This window comes from Paenarthrobacter sp. NPDC089988, assembly GCF_044748465.1.
Lineage (GTDB): Bacteria > Actinomycetota > Actinomycetes > Actinomycetales > Micrococcaceae > Arthrobacter.
Genome location: NZ_JBIVGD010000020.1, coordinates 71,427 through 87,229 on the forward strand (window position 1 = coordinate 71,427; position 15,803 = coordinate 87,229).

General features: G+C 64.0%; 14 protein-coding genes. 11 read left to right on the forward strand and 3 right to left on the reverse strand.

Translation table 11 applies throughout. The features are described from left to right. Nucleotide 1 precedes the first annotated feature (1 nt). Together ACIPV6_RS19885 and ACIPV6_RS19890 are read right to left on the reverse strand one after the other, a co-directional pair. Nucleotides 2-3,082, reverse strand: coding sequence for a family 78 glycoside hydrolase catalytic domain (locus ACIPV6_RS19885; RefSeq protein ID WP_400272543.1), 3,081 nt, complete (start codon nt 3,080-3,082; stop codon nt 2-4). After that, nucleotides 3,079-5,124, reverse strand: a complete 2,046-nt coding sequence (locus ACIPV6_RS19890) for a DUF6807 family protein (protein ID WP_400272544.1) — start codon at nt 5,122-5,124, stop codon at nt 3,079-3,081. Before ACIPV6_RS19890 ends, ACIPV6_RS19885 begins: the two co-directional genes overlap by 4 nt. Nucleotides 5,125-5,485: 361 nt before the next feature. On the opposite strand from ACIPV6_RS19890, the gene ACIPV6_RS19895 reads away from it, so the two are divergent. The 11 genes from ACIPV6_RS19895 (at nt 5,486) to ACIPV6_RS19945 (ending at nt 14,347) form a co-directional block, all read left to right on the forward strand. Continuing rightward, the gene (locus ACIPV6_RS19895; RefSeq protein WP_400272545.1) at nt 5,486-6,166 is read left to right on the forward strand and encodes a YesL family protein; all 681 of its coding nucleotides are present in this window, start codon (nt 5,486-5,488) and stop codon (nt 6,164-6,166) included. Beyond that, nucleotides 6,159-6,383 carry a hypothetical protein gene (locus tag ACIPV6_RS19900; protein ID WP_400272546.1) on the forward strand — a complete coding sequence of 75 codons (225 nt, stop codon included), beginning with the start codon at nt 6,159-6,161 and terminating at the stop codon, nt 6,381-6,383. Before ACIPV6_RS19895 ends, ACIPV6_RS19900 begins: the two co-directional genes overlap by 8 nt. Then, nucleotides 6,373-7,905: an extracellular solute-binding protein gene (locus ACIPV6_RS19905; protein WP_397325597.1), complete on the forward strand. Its 1,533-nt coding sequence runs from the start codon at nt 6,373-6,375 to the stop codon at nt 7,903-7,905. Before ACIPV6_RS19900 ends, ACIPV6_RS19905 begins: the two co-directional genes overlap by 11 nt. Next, the gene (locus ACIPV6_RS19910; RefSeq protein WP_400272547.1) at nt 7,902-8,876 is read left to right on the forward strand and encodes an ABC transporter permease; all 975 of its coding nucleotides are present in this window, start codon (nt 7,902-7,904) and stop codon (nt 8,874-8,876) included. The genes ACIPV6_RS19905 and ACIPV6_RS19910 overlap by 4 nt, the downstream gene beginning before the upstream one ends. Further along, on the forward strand, nt 8,876-9,748 hold the full coding sequence (locus ACIPV6_RS19915) for a carbohydrate ABC transporter permease (RefSeq protein ID WP_400272548.1): 873 nt from the start codon (nt 8,876-8,878) through the stop codon (nt 9,746-9,748). The genes ACIPV6_RS19910 and ACIPV6_RS19915 overlap by 1 nt, the downstream gene beginning before the upstream one ends. A 19-nt stretch (nt 9,749-9,767) precedes the next feature. Then, on the forward strand, nt 9,768-10,439 hold the full coding sequence (locus ACIPV6_RS19920) for a rhamnogalacturonan acetylesterase (RefSeq protein WP_400272549.1): 672 nt from the start codon (nt 9,768-9,770) through the stop codon (nt 10,437-10,439). A 2-nt stretch (nt 10,440-10,441) separates the two neighbouring features. Beyond that, on the forward strand, nt 10,442-11,161 hold the full coding sequence (locus ACIPV6_RS19925) for a DUF1961 family protein (protein ID WP_400272554.1): 720 nt from the start codon (nt 10,442-10,444) through the stop codon (nt 11,159-11,161). 72 nt (nt 11,162-11,233) lie between these two features. Continuing rightward, a complete protein-coding gene (locus ACIPV6_RS19930; protein ID WP_400272550.1) occupies nt 11,234-12,241 on the forward strand; it encodes an acetylxylan esterase in 1,008 nt (335 codons plus the stop codon). Between the two features lie 219 nt (nt 12,242-12,460). After that, nucleotides 12,461-13,588 carry a 3-deoxy-7-phosphoheptulonate synthase gene (locus ACIPV6_RS19935; protein ID WP_400272551.1) on the forward strand — a complete coding sequence of 376 codons (1,128 nt, stop codon included), beginning with the start codon at nt 12,461-12,463 and terminating at the stop codon, nt 13,586-13,588. A 274-nt stretch (nt 13,589-13,862) separates the two neighbouring features. Next, a complete protein-coding gene (locus ACIPV6_RS19940) occupies nt 13,863-14,075 on the forward strand; it encodes a helix-turn-helix domain-containing protein (protein ID WP_017199160.1) in 213 nt (70 codons plus the stop codon). A 173-nt stretch (nt 14,076-14,248) separates the two neighbouring features. Continuing rightward, complete coding sequence (locus tag ACIPV6_RS19945) at nt 14,249-14,347, forward strand: 30S ribosomal protein bS22 (RefSeq protein WP_003792170.1); 99 nt, start codon at nt 14,249-14,251, stop codon at nt 14,345-14,347. A 264-nt stretch (nt 14,348-14,611) separates the two neighbouring features. Here ACIPV6_RS19945 and ACIPV6_RS19950 read toward each other — a convergent pair whose 3' ends face one another. Then, entirely contained in the window at nt 14,612-15,007 is a 396-nt protein-coding gene (locus ACIPV6_RS19950) for an endonuclease domain-containing protein (protein ID WP_400272552.1), read from the reverse strand. Between the last annotated feature and the right edge of the window lie 796 nt (nt 15,008-15,803).

Here is a 15,803-nt window from a genome sequence, read left to right on the forward strand (position 1 = left end):
CTTACGGCAGGATCACGTCCGCCTTCACCCCCGTCGGCACCGAGTACTCCAGCTCCAAGCCGTCGGGGGTGCGGCGCCAGGACACCCGGACCGGTCCGCGCTCCGTAGGGATGGTGCCTTCGGCCCATTCCAGCCGGCACACCGGGGGTTGGATGACGACGGCGGCAGCCCCTGCCGCGGTGACGCGGACACCGAGGAGGTACTCAAAGATCTCCCGCACCACCGATGCCGACCACGCATGCGACTGGCTGTAGTCTGTGCCCTCCACGAGATCCCACGCCTCCCACGTGAAAGAGGCTCCGGCCTCCAGTTGCCTGGCCCAGCCCGGTTGCGTGGCATCCGTGAGGAGGTCCAAGATAGCGTCCACCCGTCCCTCCGCCAGCAGCGCACGGAACAAGCGATGAACAGTCATGGGACCCTGCCGCATGCCCATTCCGGCCAGTCGTTCGGCGTCTTTGGCAGAGTGCTCGGCCGGGGTCAGGCCCAACGACAAAGGAAATGACGTGGCATGTTGGGAAGCGTTCAGGCTCGGCCTGCCGTCGGCGTGCAGGCCGTCCACCATGACCCCGTCCACCCGAAGGACGCCATTGAACCGGGCCCCGAGCGCGGCTGCCGCGGCAGCGAACCTAGCCGAGTCCCCAGGCCGTCCAGCGGTGGCGCACAAGCGGCTGACGACGTCGAGCACTGCCCAAGCCTGCGCATTCACCGTTGTCCGCGCGGCGCACTCCATGTCATAACCGAAGCGTCCCGGCGCCGGCCAGTCGACGATCCCGTGCAGGTACGGTCCGGACCCTCCGCCGAGGTTCGTGACCAGGCCGGCGGTTGGTCCGTCGTCGGGGATGTGCCGGAGTACGTAGTCCGCAGTGTCGATGAGGCAGGGGAGCAGTTCGTCCACCAGCGCATCATCGCCGCTGTGGCGGTGGTAGTCCTCCACCCACTCGGGCATCATGAGCGAGAAATCCGGGATATCGCGCTTGCCATCGCCGTTCGGGTAAACCGCGTTGTAGCGCCCTCGCTCCTCCGGGGAGCCCCAATAGCGGCCCGCCGACGCCGCGAACTCGCGCAGGGCCTTGGCAGTGAAGTGGCGCTCGCCGAAGAGAGCCATGGTGGCGTAGGAAATGTTCGCAGCGTCGGCCAGGAACTGTCCCTTTTCCCGGGTAGGGGTGTCCACGAACTGCTCCTGCACGCCGTAGAGCGCCGAGTCCTTCAATAAGGCGAACACTTGGTTCAGGACCGGATCCGAACTGCTGAACGTTGCCTCATCCGGGTGCCCGGCATGGACAACGACGGCGGCCACCCGCTCAAGGTCCGAGGCTTCCAGGCCGGGGAACTCCAGGTAGCGAAACCCCAGATGGACGGCTGCCTCGTAGCGCTGGGGGCCTTCAGTTTGCGTGAAGGGAAAAGCCATGTCCGTGTTTTGGCTGGCCGTCTTTCCGTGGTCCACCCGGCCGTCTTCCAGCAGCGTGTAGCCTGCCCGCATCATGATGGTCCGGCCACGTACACCGCTCCCGAATTCCACCACCGGACGCCCTGGCAGGACCCTGCCGAAGTCCGCCACGGGCGTGCCGTCAGCTGCCGCGCGGATCCCGACGGCGGACACCTGGTTCCGGGCAACCATCGCGTAGTTGGGGTGCAGCACCGGAAAGTCCGGGACAGGGTGCTGCCCGAGCGACAGCGCGGGGGACCAGTCCTCCGGTGCGGGCCAGGACGTGGCGTCGTGATGCTCGATCGGATCGCCTTCGTCATTGCGGTACCCCGCTTGCCTGTAAGGGCCTTCGGCGAGCATCCACTCGGAGTCGGCTCCAAACACCTCCCGGGTGCCGTCGTCGTACTCAACGCTCACTTGGGCCAGCAACCCCGGGCGGCCGGCAGCCCGGCCCTGGCCGGGGCCGTACCAGTGGGCCAGCGCCTCAATGGTGGCCAAGTCTGTGTCCTGTAGCGCGTCGGTGACGTCGACGGCGTCGTAGAACTGCTCGCCGGGATAGCCGAAACTGGTGGTTTCCAGGCAGGGCACGCCGTTGATCGAGAATCGTGCATGATGGCCGGCTGCAGCGTAAAGGCGGGCCCGGACCACCCTGCCGGACAGTTCCAGGGTGGTCTTGGCGAGCGTCCACTCGTCCGGTTGACGGTGGGGCGTGCTGGTTTGCCAGGTGTCCAGTGCGTCCGGTGCGGTGAAGTCTGCCTCCAGTACGGTGGTGCCCGCCGCATGCACCGTCAGTGAACGGTACTCTGCCTGGCTGCGGGGTCCTTGGTGGAAGGCGATGCCGGTTCCCTGACCGGCATGGCGGGGTGCGTGCGCGGCCAGCACCTGCTTTCCGTCAATGACGACCACGATCCCCTCGCCGTCGTCGGTCAAGGCGAGGTCCTGCCAGCCGTCGCCGGGAGTCGTTCCCGCCCGCGACCCTGCTGCCGCTTCGAAACCCTGGGTCTCGGCCACCGGTTCCGTGTAGGGCGCGGCGGCGGCTCCGATCTCCCAGGCCGGTGCCGGCCTGAGCAGCGCAGCGCCCTGGGGCTTGAGCTCAAGGAGCAGGCCATTCCCCGCGCTATCGCTGCGGAGGAGGATCCCCGCCGTACCCAATCGGAGGCGGAACCGCGCCTTGATGGTGACCGGTCCCTCGGCTTGGACGGGCCACGGAGCGTGCGGACTGCCTGCTATGCGCAGGAAGCCGTCCATGAGTTGCATCGGGGCCCGGCCACCGGGAGCGCGGTGGATCCAGTGGGCAGCCCAGCCTACTCCGGCGGCGCCGAGGCCCGTGCTGAAGGCGGCCGGGGGAGAGGCAGCACCCGTGACCCCCGCGGCATCCGTTAACTGCACGGTCCAGGTGTAGTCGGAGTCCGGAGCTAGGTCCCGCCCTGTGTAGGGGATGTGGTGCTGTTGTTCGGACAGGACCTGACCGGAATCCCAGACTGTGCTGCCCCGGTTGTCCATGACCTTGATGCGGTAGCCGGTTTGGGCTGCGTCCGGTGACGCTGCCGCCAGCCGCCAGGCAAACGTCGGCTTGGCTGGGGCGGTGAGGCAGCGGGTGAGGCCCTGGACCGTGGGGCGGGTGGCCGTGAGTACTTGGGGCGAAAACGCGTTCACCGTGCTGCCACCAAGGCCTGGATTTCTGCAGTTTCCAAGGATCCGTCGCTGATCCACACAGGGATGGTCCGGCTCAGCGTTTGGCCTGCTTTGAGTTCCACGGGTGAATCCCAGGCAAGGGCCGAACCTACGGCCGGGTACCCGTCCAGCCGTACGAACCACGGATCAGCCGACTCTTGTGGCGCCCCGAAAACCAAGGTGACAGGTCCGCCGTCGAACGCTCCAGCCCACGCCAGCCACGGCGAAACCGATCCGTGCACGGCAGGTTCGCCTTCGGCTGTGGAGGAGAAGACACGCGGCTGGCCATTGACGGGAAGCCGCCAAAAGAATCCACCGTAGCCGCTGCCGGCGGCACCATGGGAGCCCGGGCTTCCCAACGTGGCATCAACGACGGCGGTCAGCTCGGTCCGGATGTCCAGCCGCCACGTGCGGTGGTCAACCACGGAACGCCCGAAAGTGCGCTGCTCGGTGAGGAGGGTGGTGCCGTCCGTGCCAATCCACTCAAGGTCAAGGACCGCGTTGTCCTGGTGGCGAACGCTGCGTCGGATTTCGATCCGACCGTGGTCCTCGAGGTCCACGTACCGTCCTGCCGTCCGCCGGTAGCTGCGGCCGCCCCAGAAGTTGGTGCCGTTGACGTCCTGCAGGGCGAAGCCCGCTCCCAGGTGCCAGGCGTGGTCGAGCGGCAGGTGGTCGGTCACCACGATGCCGGACTGCGTGGTGACGGGGTGCAGGTAGGGGCGTGGAGACAGGCCGCTGTCCAGGGCGGTCCCGGTCCGCAGCGTAGTGACTGCATTCTTTGCTGCCTCGAAAAGGGGTTCGGTGCCGGCTCGGTCACGGGTGGCCCAGGGGAGCCCCAGTTCTGAGAACGTGGCATTTGCGCTTGTGGCGCGTTCCAGGATCCCCTCGATGCCCGGGATCACTGCATGCGCTTGCTCGCCCGTTCCTACCCACTCAATATGCGATGCGGGAATGGCCGTGGGCGCTTCAGCGGTGCGGATGGCCTCGAGGACCCGCATGAAGGCGCCGCTGTGGTCCAGCGGACTCAGCAGGGGCGTTCCGTTGGACAGATGCTGGAGCAGGTTTTCCGTGAGGTCGTCGCGGCCGAAGGTGTGGGTGGTCCCACCGGCGCCCGTCGTCACGGTGACACGATCCTCGGTGTAGTGGAACACGGCCGTCCCTTCACTGCCGTGCAGCGTGATGTACGGTTCCACGGACTCGGTGGCACAGAGCGTGAGGGCGCACGTGATGGTCAGGCCGTCCGAGGTGCGGAGCCGGATCACGGACGTATCGTCGGACTCGATCTCGTTGGCGCGGTAGAGGTCCGTGTCCACCGAAGCCAACTGTTCGGCCTCCTTGGCACCGGCGATCCGGAGCGCCGTGGCGATCGCGTGGGCCAGCGGGTTGGTGGCCACGCCATCCACCACGTCAACGCCGTCCATACTGCGCTTCCCCGCCCAGCGCGAGCGCTTGTAATAGGCGCGGTCCCTTACCCAGCGGCCCGTGGCGGAAATGCTCTTGAGCCGGCCAATAGCGGGAAGCTCGGGTGAAGCCTCCCCCCGTGCCAGGCAGGCCAGCGCTGCGAGGGCATGCGATCCGAGGCTTTGGAATCCGATCTGGACGCTGCGTCCGGAGTCGCGGGCGGCCTGCTGCAGGCTGATGAAGTCCTTCATGGACGCAACGGGTGGCTTCTCCAGGTAGAGATCTGCCGAGGATGCCAGCACGGACAATGCCAGCGGAGCGTGGGTTTGGATGGGCGTAGCCACAATGATGACGTCCGGGCTGTGGTTGCCGGCGAGCAGCGAATCGAGGTCCGTGTGCACGGCGGTGGTCTCCGGGAGCGCCCCGGGAGCCGGCGGGTTCGGATCAGCCACGGCCACCAGTTCCACCCGTCCCTGCGCCGAGAGCCTGTTCAGGTTGCCCAGGTGGTGGAGGCCGAACCCATGGACGCCAACCAGGGCAATCCTGGCCGGGGCCGCCTTCAACCCTGGTGCGGCCTTCAGCCCTGGTGCGGCGGCGCTCGGTTCGGTGGATGGGTTGTCCATGGGGCTCCTCTGGTGCATGCTGCGATCTGGGGCGGCAACGAGGGCGCCGACGCCTTCGTCACAGTATTTCCGGTAGCGGGATATTCGGCCAAGAAGGGGCACGTCCTAGGCGGCAAGCGCTTTCCCGAATTTCCTCCAGCAAGTGTAGCGCGGACTTCACGCGAATGTAACGATTCAATGCAAAGTCTTGACTCCATCGTCGACGGCGGCCTAAGTTGCTGGGAAAACGTTTACTTCAGCAGTTAGCCCATCCCCGGGCTACCCCAACTGACTGGCATTTGTGGTTGCTCTGAGCCCTCAAAACAAGAACAACTGCGAGTTACTTGGGCCTGTTCTGCAACGATGGAGAAAGGGGGGACCCGTGGCGTCAGGTGAGTTTGGCTTCCGGGCCTACACGTTCTTCGACACACTCCTGTGGATTGCCTGCCTCAACGTCCTCTGGATCGCCTTCACCCTCCTGGGTGGCGTGGTGCTGGGAATCGGGCCAAGTACGGCGGCAGCCCACATCCTGGTCCGGGACAAGGTCCGCGGCAACTCTGTGCCGCTGTTCCGGCGCTTCGTCCGGGAGTACTTCAGGAACTTCGCCAAGGGGAACGCGCTCGGCCTGCCGGTGTTGCTGGTGGCGGCGGCGCTCGTCCTGAACTGGGGCTACTTCTCCGGCGGCCGGGATCTCGGCTCGCAACTTGCCTCCATCGCGGTCCTCCTGGCCATGCTGTTTGCCGCGGGCGCGGTCTGCCACCTCTTTCCGATGTACGCCCGCTACGAGTTGCCGTTGCAGCAGTACTTCCTCATGGCTTCCCGTTTCACCATGCGCCACCTGGCCGGGACTGCCATCCTCTTGTTCGTGACCGCCGCCGCAGTCTTCGCCTGCCGTGCGGTGCCCGGATTGCTGCCCTTCTTCGGGATCGGCGCCTGGCTGTACGTCACGGGATGGCTCTGTGATCGGTTCTTCGCGGCCAACGACGATTCCGTGGCCGCTGCGGGCAAAGAAGCGCCCAGCGCGCCGGCGGACAACCCTGCGAAGGAGGCCAGCCTTGCGTGACCCCAACGCCAGTAAAAACCATGTCCTGCACCGTTCCCTCGATGTCCAGGGGCACTCCGGCGTCTCGGTGGACCCCCTTGGCGTGGGCGCGAATGAAACGTATCAAGACGAGCAAGGGCACCACCTGTGGACCATCAAGAGGTTCCACGGCGGGGCCCCAACAGACCCGACGGACACCAACCCCGAAGAAGTGGAAAAGGATCATCATGAACCGTAGAAAACCAACGCTCGCAGCCGCCGTCGTTGTTTCCGCAGCGCTGGCCCTGACAGCGTGTGGCGGAGGCGAAGCGCCTGCAGCCGACCTGAAAAGTGTCAGCATCATGGCACCGTTCCTCGAAGCCCAGCCACCGTCGGCCGATGGCGCGGTGCAGAAGAAGCTCGAGGAATTGACCGGCAAGGACGTCAACATCACATGGACGCCCAACTCCTCCTATGAGGACAAGATGAACATCACCCTGGCGTCGTCGGAGATTCCGCAGGTGCTGGTGGTACAAAGCAAGTCGCCGGGCTTCGTGAAGAATGCCGAAGCCGGAGCGTTCTGGGACCTCACGGACAAGCTCAAGGACTACCCGAACCTCAAGACCACTTTCCCGGAAGTCGAGCAGAACGCCAGCGTCAACGGCAAGGTGTATGGCGTGTTCCGTGCCCGCAACCCGATCCGTGCGGCCGTGATGTTCCGCCAGGACTGGCTGGACAAGCTGGGCCTGAAGGCACCTGAGACGGTGGAAGACCTCTACAAGGTGGCCAAGGCCTTCACCGAGCAGGATCCCGACGGCAACGGCCAGAACGACACCTACGGCATCACCATTCCCAAGTGGGGCGCCCTGGGCACCAACAGCCCCTACGACATGATCGAAACATGGTTCGGGGCGGGCAACCGTTGGACCGAACGTGACGGCAAGCTGGTTCCGAGCTTCGAAACAGACGAGTTCCTGGAAGCTGACCGCTTCATCAAGAAGATGGTGGACGAGAAGCTCATCAACCCGGACTTCGCCACCTTTGACGGCACCAAGTGGAACGAACCGTTCTTCAACGGCAAGGGCGGCATCATTGTGGATGTCGACTCCCGGGTCAGCGTGCTGATCAACCTCTTCAAGCAGGCAAACCCCAATGACTTCCAGAACAAGGTGGGCTTCGTTGGCAGCCTCAAGGGTCCGGACGGGGAACTGCACGCCCACCCCACCGACGGTTATTCCGGCTTCCTGGCCATCCCCAAGTCCAGCGTCCGCACCGAAGGCGAGCTGAAGAACGTCCTGCAGTTCCTGGACAAGATGAACAGCAAGGAAGTCGCCGTGCTGCTGAACAACGGCATCGAAGGCGTCAACTTCGCCGTCGAGGGCAACCTGGCCGCGACCATCAAGCCTGAAACGCCCGAAGGCAAGGTGGTCAACACTGACATCAAGAGCTACGCGCAACTGGGTACCAACGTCACGGGCAACAACTTCTACGCCATCAAGCAGCCTTCCGAGTACGAACAGAAGGTGTTCGATGACCGCGTGAAGGTCATGGCCGAAGACGTCAAGAGCGCCGTGTACAACCCGGCCGCTGCCTTCGTTTCGCCCACGTACGTTGCCAAGGGTGCGCAGTTGGACAACATCGTGGCCGATGCCCGGATCAAGTACCTCGCCGGCCAGATCGACGAGCAGGGCCTGAAGGATGCCATCAAGCTGTGGAACACCAGCGGCGGTGACAAGGTGAAGGAAGAAATCAACAAGCTCTGGCAGGACAACAAGAAGTGACAGCGCCCGTCGTTGAGACCAAAGCTCCGGGGCAGGCGGCCACACAGCCGCCCGCCCCGGCGCGGCGGCGTGGCTTTGCTGTCCACTTTGCGCACTACAAGTGGCTCTACCTGCTCCTTCTGCCGGGAGTGCTGTATTTCGCGATCTTCCGCTACGGGCCCATGTACGGGGTCTCGATCGCGTTCAAGGATTACGTTCCGTTCCTGGGAGTCAACGGCAGCCCGTGGGTGGGGTTCACCAACTTCACGGATTTCTTTGCCAATCCGGACTTCCCCAGGCTTCTGGCCAACACCCTGATCCTGGCCTTCCTGAACCTGGGCATCGCGTTCCCGCTGACCATCGTTCTGGCTTTGCTGCTCAACGAAGTCCGGCTTTCGATCCTCAAGCGCACCGTCCAGACGCTCGTGTACATTCCGCACTTCCTGTCCTGGACCATCGTGGCCTCGTTGAGCTTCCTGCTCTTCGCCTTGGACATCGGCCCGCTGTTCCAGTTCGTCAACGGACTGTTCGGCACCAACACCGACATCCTGTCCGATCCCAACTGGTTCCGGCCGCTGATCGTGCTGCAGGAAATCTGGAAGAACACAGGGTGGGGGACCATCATCTTCCTCGCCGCCCTGGCCACCGTTGACCAGGACCAGTACGAGGCTGCGATCATCGACGGTGCCGGCAGGTTCCGCCGGGTCTGGCACATCACGCTGCCCGGAATCCGGTCCACGATCATCGTGATGCTCATCCTGGCGATCGGGCAGATGCTGAACACCGGCTTCGAGCAGATCTACCTCATGACCAACGCACTCAACCGCAGCGTGGCCGACGTCTTCGATACCTACGTGTACTTCGTGGGCATCACCCAGGGCGCATACAGCTACAGCACCGCCGTCGGGCTCTTCAAATCCCTGGTGGGCATCGTGCTGATCTTCGGCACCAACTGGCTGTCCAAGCGGTTCAACCAGAGCGGACTGTTCTAATGAAGATTCACAACACCCGCGGCGGCCGGGTCTTCGATGCTGCCAACTATGTGTTCCTTAGCCTGATCGGGATCATCACCCTGCTGCCGTTCGTGTATGTCATGGCAGGCTCGTTCGCGACGGAAGCCGAAATCACGCGGCGTGCGTTCTTCGTGTGGCCCGAGCAATTCACGCTCGGTTCCTACGAGTACATCTTTTCCACGCCCGCGTTCACCAAGGCGCTGATCACTACCGTGTTGGTGACACTGGTGGGCACCGTGATCCAGTTGCTGCTGACGGTCACCATGGCATACCCCTTGGCCAAGCGCGGGCTGCGGGGCCGGAAGCTGATCCTTTCCCTGGTGGTTTTCGCCATGGTGTTCTCCGGCGGCATGATCCCCACCTTCCTGCTGGTGAAGGACCTCGGCTTGCTGAACACGTACTGGGCCTTGATCCTCCCGGCCGCGATCAACCCCTTCAGCCTGATCATTATCAAGAACTTCTTCCAGGAGCTCCCGGCGGAGTTGGAGGAATCGGCCAAGATGGACGGGGCCGCGGAGATCGGCATTCTCTGGCGCATCCTCCTGCCGCTGTCCAAGCCGGTGCTGGCAACCTTCGCCCTGTTCTACGCCGTGGGCATTTGGAACGACTTCATGTCACCGCTGCTATACCTCAGCGACAACAACATGTGGACCCTGCAGATGTACCTGCGCCAGGTCACCGCGGCTTCGGACCTGCTGGGCACGGGCAACGTGGATCCCACGTACATCCCGCCCGAACAAGGCGTGAAGTTCGCAGTGATCGTCGTGGCCACCCTGCCCATCCTCATCTTCTACCCCTTCCTCCAGAAGCACTTCGCCAAGGGCATGCTGATCGGCTCGGTCAAGGGCTAAGACTCAACCAAAGGACACCATGAAGATCCTCCTCGCAGGCGACTCCACTGTTGCCGCGTGCCCCAGCTTCGAGTATCCGATGAGCGGCTGGGGTGCCCACCTCGCGCCCGAAACCTACTGGTGGGCGGCCGTGCACAATTACGCCAAGGGTGGCGCTACCACCGAATCGTTCCGGGAAGAAGGCCTGTGGCACCAATTGCTGCACCAGGCAGTCCAAGGCGATCTGGTACTGATCCAGTTTGGGCACAACGACCAGAAGCGTGCCCACCTCGCCGCCCGTACCGGCTACGCGGAGAACCTCCGGCGCATGGTTGCCGAAGTCCGCTCCAAAGGCGCGGTTCCGATGTTGTGCACATCGGTGGAACGCCGGCACTTTGAATCCGGAGTGCTGCAGGAGACGCTCGGCGAGTTTCCCGCCGTCGTGCGTGAACTCGGCGGCGAGCTGGGGCTCGAGGTGATCGACCTCAACACCTGGACCCGCGCCCTGTACCAGGAGATGGGGGAGGAGGGCTCCAAGGAGCTGTTCTTCCATTTCGCACCGGGAGAGCACGCACACTGGGCCGGCGGGTTGGAGGACAACACCCACTTCCACCAGAAGGGCGCCCGCATGATCGCCGCCCACGTCGCCGGGCAGTTGGAGTCGCTGGGCTATGGTTTGGCTTCTTCGGTCCGGGCGGGAGCTTCGGCTTGAACGTGGTGTACCGGAACCCTTTGCGGGGGCCGGAAGATGTGGCGGACTGGGTGGCCGAAGGTCCCGTGACGGCGGGAACGTACGACGCCGGCGGGCAGGGGGCGGCTTCGGCGCTGGCCAACGGTGCCGCGGCGGCGGGCGGCGCCGCTGCAGCAGAGGGTGGCGCGTTGATGCTCTCCGGCTCGGTGGACGCGGACGAATTCGGCGATCACGCCCACTGGACCCTGTGGTGCCCCCAGGAATTGCCGGACCGTGTGCGGATCAGTTGGGACTTCCTGCCGGTCGAGGAGCCGGGCCTTGCCATGGTGTTCTTCTCCGCCCGTGGACATGGTGGCGAGGACCTGTTTTCCGCAAGGTTGTCGCCGCGCACCGGCTACTACCCGCAGTACCACTCGGGAGACCTCGACGCGCTTCATGTCTCCTATTTCCGCCACAAGTACTCCTCCGAGCGGGCCTTCCGGACGTGCAACCTGCGAAAGAGCGCCGGGTTCGAACTCGTGGCCCAGGGGGCCGACCCACTCCCGCCCGCCGAGGACGCGGACGGGTTCTACCGGGTGGCCGTAACCAAGGACGGACCCCGGGTGGCCTTCTCCATCAACGGGCTCTCCTTGTTCGACTGGGTTGATCCTTCCGCCGGGCACTTGGCGGGCGGGTACTTCGGAATCCGGCAGATGGCGCCCCTGGTGGCCGCTTACCGCAACTTGCTTGTTGAAGCTCTGTGACAGGCACCACCCTGCCATGACGTAGGATGTCCTCAGCGTCCGCAATACCCATCCCTCTCCTTGGAACGGACCATGCCACTCTTCGACCTTCCCCTTGAACAGCTCCGCGACTACACGTCCGGCGCCGTGCCGCCTGCCGATCTGGACACCTTCTGGGACCGGACAATCTCTGAGGCCCGGCTGTTTCGGTTGGACGCCGTCTTCGAGCCCGTTGACAACTACCTCAGCGTCATCGACACCTTCGACGTCACGTTCTCCGGCTTCGGAGGCGACCGTATCAAGGGCTGGTTGCACGTCCCGGCGCACCGCGACGCCGGGGAGCGCCTTCCGGTGGTGGTCGAATACATCGGCTACTCCGGCGGCCGCGGGCTGGTCAACCAGAACACCCGCTGGGCCCAGGCCGGCTACGCGCACTTCATCATGGACACCCGCGGCCAGGGTTATGGCGGCGTTTCCGGAGACACCCCGGATCCGCACCCCTCTGCCGGTGGAGTGAACTACGCCGGCCTCATGACCCGCGGCTCCGGCCACCAGGACGAGTACTATTTCCGGCGCGTCTACACCGACGCGTTCCGGGCGGTTGAAGCGGCACAGCAGCATCCCGCCGTCGACCCTTCCACAGTGATCCTCGCGGGCGTCAGTCAGGGCGGCGGCATTACGGTCGCCACGGCGGGGCTCACGGCCGGAAGGCTCGACGGCGTCATCGCCGCGCTGCCGGATGTACCTTTCCTGCAGGACTTCCCACGTGCGATCGATATTGCGCCGCGGGGCCCGTACCCGGAGATCGCCTCATTCCTTGGGCGGCATCGCGACCGCTACGAGTCCACGCTGGCGGTGCTGAACTACTTCGACGGCGTTCACCTGGGCCGCGCGGCCACGGTTCCCGCGCTGTTCTCCGCCGCCCAGATGGACGACATCTGCCCGCCGTCCACCGTGTTCGCGAGCTACAACGCATACGGCGTGGCCGGCGGATCACCGGAGAAGGACGTGGAGGTGTACCGCTTCAACAACCATGAAGGCGGGCAGGAACACCACTGGATCAAGCAATTGCAGTTCCTGCGCAAGCTCTTGTCATCATGACGGACACGATTTGCCGGGTTTGATTCCGCGCGGTTATGGTGTGGCTATGACTAAGCGTTGGTATGCGTATTTTTCGTTGGCTCTGGAGGGGCCCGCGTCTAACTGACACGCATCCAACTTTCCTTCAGAGCCAACGGGGCAGAGATGATTCTCTGCCCTTCGCCATATCCGGCGGGTTCTGAAAAGGGGCCCGCTCCGTATCCCGGACAGGACCCAGAAATGACCAGCATCGCCCCCGAATCTTTGACCGCGGACAGTTCGCAGCCCGCCACCTCGAACCTTCGCGTCGCCCGCTTCGAGCCGCTTCCGGCACCCCAGGACCTCATCGCAGAGCTGCCGCTGGATGCCCGCTCGGCTGCCGTCGTCGACCGTGGCCGTGACGAAGTCCGCGCCATCATGGACGGCGTGGACGACCGCCTGCTGGTCATCGTGGGTCCTTGCTCCATCCACGATCCCAAGGCCGGCCTCGAATACGCCCGCCGCTTGGTGAGCCAGGCCGAGAAGCACAAGGAAGACCTGCTGATCGTCATGCGCACGTACTTCGAAAAGCCGCGCACCACGGTTGGCTGGAAGGGCCTGATCAATGATCCGCACCTGGACGGCAGCCATGACATCGCCGCTGGCCTGCGGGCAGCCCGGGGCTTCCTGAAGCAGGTCACGTCCTTGGGCCTGCCCACTGCCACCGAATTCCTGGAGCCCATCAGCCCGCAATACATGGCCGACCTCGTCTCGTGGGGTGCCATCGGCGCCCGCACCACCGAGAGCCAGATCCACCGCCAGCTCGCCTCGGGGCTGTCCATGCCCATCGGTTTCAAGAACGGCACCGACGGCGACCTCCAGGTAGCCATCGACGCGTGCGGCGCCTCCGCTGCCGAGCAAGCCTTCCTGGGAATCGACGACGACGGCCGGGCAGCTTTGGTAGCGACGGCCGGAAACCCGGACACACACGTGATCCTCAGGGGCGGACGCAAGGGGCCGAACTACTCCGAAGCCGACGTCGCAGCTGCTTCGTCCAAGCTCGCGGGCAAGGGGCTGAACCCGCGGTTGATCGTCGACGCCAGCCACGCCAACAGCGGCAAGAGCCACCACCGGCAAGCCGAGGTTGCGCTGGAAATCGGCGCGCAGCTTGAGGCCGGTGCCTCTTCCCCCATTGCCGGGGTGATGCTGGAGAGCTTCCTTGTTGGTGGCGCGCAGAACCTCGACGTTGCCAAGCAGTTGGCGGGGGAGCAGGAACTCGTCTACGGTCAAAGCGTCACGGATGCCTGCATGGAGTGGGACGTTACGGCTTCCGTCCTGGAGCAGCTGGCAGCCTCGGCCAGGAAGCGCCGCCTGGCAACGGCGGAGTAGGCGGCGCACCCGAGGATTGGAACCCGTTTCGTGGTCTCGCTGCGCAGGATGCCGTGCGCACGGCACTGCCTGCAGTGCGGCCACGAAATGGGCGGGCTCGAGGAGGGAGTTGTAGCAATTGGACCCCGGAGTGGGTTCCCACTTAGGTGCAGGCTCTTTCACATTGGCCCCATCAGCCTCTAGAGTATCTAGCACATGGTTGTTTGATGGCTCAGCATCGGCACACCGTTCTACTGGGGGTGTCCTACTGTCTGAGAGCAAAGGAATATGGGAAATGTCCGCAGAGACTAACTTCTCGAACGCGCGTTTCATGACGGTGGCTGAAGTAGCCGACGTCTTGCGTGTTTCCAAAATGACTGTGTATCGACTGGTTCACTCAGGGGAAATGCCCGCCGTCAGGTTCGGCCGATCCTTCCGGGTTCCGGAAGAGGCCGTCGCCCAGTACCTCAAAGGTGCTGTTGTGGACGGGCAATCGGAGACCGCCTGAGCCGTGCCAAGGTCCGCGTGGCGGTCAGTGGTCATTGGGTGCCCCTTTGAAGCGGTACCCTGTTAAGGAACGTTTTACGTCATTGTAAGAATCTGTCAGTTGTACCGTCTGCTGCTTTGTCCGCGGATCCGTTCCAACAGACAGGACCTTCATCTAGTTTGTAAGGAACTTTCGTGGGTTCAGTTATCAAGAAGCGCCGCAAGCGTATGGCCAAGAAGAAGCACCGCAAGCTGCTTCGCAAGACCCGCCACCAGCGCCGCAATAAGAAGTAGAGATACTTCATCAAGCGCGAATGCCCGTTGCCTGCAAAGGCGGCGGGCATTTTTGCACCCCCGGACGCTCTCTCCCCGAATCCCCCCAAATTCCAAACCCTCGCTCATCGTTGGTGCCTTTTTCGGCAACCCTCTCTCACCGAACGCCCGTTTGGGGCGGATGCTCGCTCACCGAACGCCCGTTTGGGGCGGATGCTCGCTCACCGAACGCCCGTTTGGGGCGGATGCTCGCTCACCGAACGCCTATTTGGGGCGGACCCTCGCTCACCGTCCCGACGCGAAACCGGATTCGACCGACGGATCCGTCCATCCGGTTCGGAGTGCCTTCTTGATTCCCACTATTGCCTTGGTGAAGCCGTCCGCCAGATCGTCCTTCCCGAAGACAAGCACTGTCCAGCCCGCCGCTTCGAAGGCCCTATCCCGGCGTCGATCGCTGAAGATCTGCTCCTCCGAAAGGTGATGTCCGCCGTCGTATTGAATGGCCACGCGCCGTTCCCGGAAACCAAGGTCCGCAGACGGCGAGAATGGATCGTTCAGTCGAAGTCGCACCTGCAAGTCCGGTTCCGCGATGCCAGCATCGATCATTGCCAGTCGAAGCAGGGACTCGGGAACAGAGTCGGCTCCGACGCGCATCAGATCCAGGGCTTCACGGGCGCGCACCACTCCTTGAAGATTCTTGTGCCGTGCTATCAGCGCGTGAAGGTCACTGATTGATGCATATGGGGTGTCCCGGCCTTCGAACTCGGGCCGAGGAACGCGAATGAGCTGATCGCCGACGCAAACGAGTTCCCTCAGGGGCAATTGGCGTGCCAAGTCCAGCCAAGTTCGGGGCCGGGTGCTTATCCACATGCCGTGTGCGAACTCGATTTCAGAGTCGTCGATAACCACCGTATGTCCGATGACACCTCGCCGACGAACTGACGGTAGTTTCCGGGGCTTGCTGAGGTGTAATTCATTCGAATCGGCCAGCCACGGCGGCAAGTAAAGGCCTTGGAGGCGCGCCGCTGTTACGTGCGAAATCCAGGCGCCCGGACTTGCGGACGAAAGGGACCGGGCCGCGGAGGCTAAATCGAACTCCCAGTCCGCGGGCCTGAAGATTCCCTGACTGACCCCCTCGATCGAACTCCGCTTCCAAAGCTGCCGTTTCCCTACGCCGAACGCCTTGGCTTGGTTGAGGGTAAATGGCGCAGAAGCCAGCGCTTGAGGAAAGGTCGAGGGTTTTCGCATACGGGCATTCTTGCCCAGAAGGCCTCCTGCCCGCAGAAGTTATCCACAGGCCGCCGGACGTTGGCCTCCCGTGGTGAGAGAGCGTCGGTGGGAAGGGGTGGTTTGGTGAGAGAGGGTCGGTGGGGAGGGGTGGTTTGGTGAGAGTGTCCCTATGTTTTTCGTCAAGCGGTTTTGGGTGTTTGGGCTTGGTAGAGGGTGCCGTCGCGGAGCATGGCGTAGAGGGTGTCGC

Excerpts from the sequence above, each read along its gene's own strand:
- ACIPV6_RS19935 (WP_400272551.1), top strand. The coding sequence starts at position 12,461 with ATGACCAGCATCGCCCCCGAATCTTTGACCGCGGACAGTTCGCAGCCC.
- ACIPV6_RS19940 (WP_017199160.1), top strand. The coding sequence starts at position 13,863 with ATGTCCGCAGAGACTAACTTCTCGAACGCGCGTTTCATGACGGTGGCT.
- ACIPV6_RS19890 (WP_400272544.1), bottom strand. The coding sequence starts at position 5,124 with ATGGACAACCCATCCACCGAACCGAGCGCCGCCGCACCAGGGCTGAAG.
- ACIPV6_RS19920 (WP_400272549.1), top strand. The coding sequence starts at position 9,768 with ATGAAGATCCTCCTCGCAGGCGACTCCACTGTTGCCGCGTGCCCCAGC.
- ACIPV6_RS19930 (WP_400272550.1), top strand. The coding sequence starts at position 11,234 with ATGCCACTCTTCGACCTTCCCCTTGAACAGCTCCGCGACTACACGTCC.
- ACIPV6_RS19915 (WP_400272548.1), top strand. The coding sequence starts at position 8,876 with ATGAAGATTCACAACACCCGCGGCGGCCGGGTCTTCGATGCTGCCAAC.
- ACIPV6_RS19905 (WP_397325597.1), top strand. The coding sequence starts at position 6,373 with ATGAACCGTAGAAAACCAACGCTCGCAGCCGCCGTCGTTGTTTCCGCA.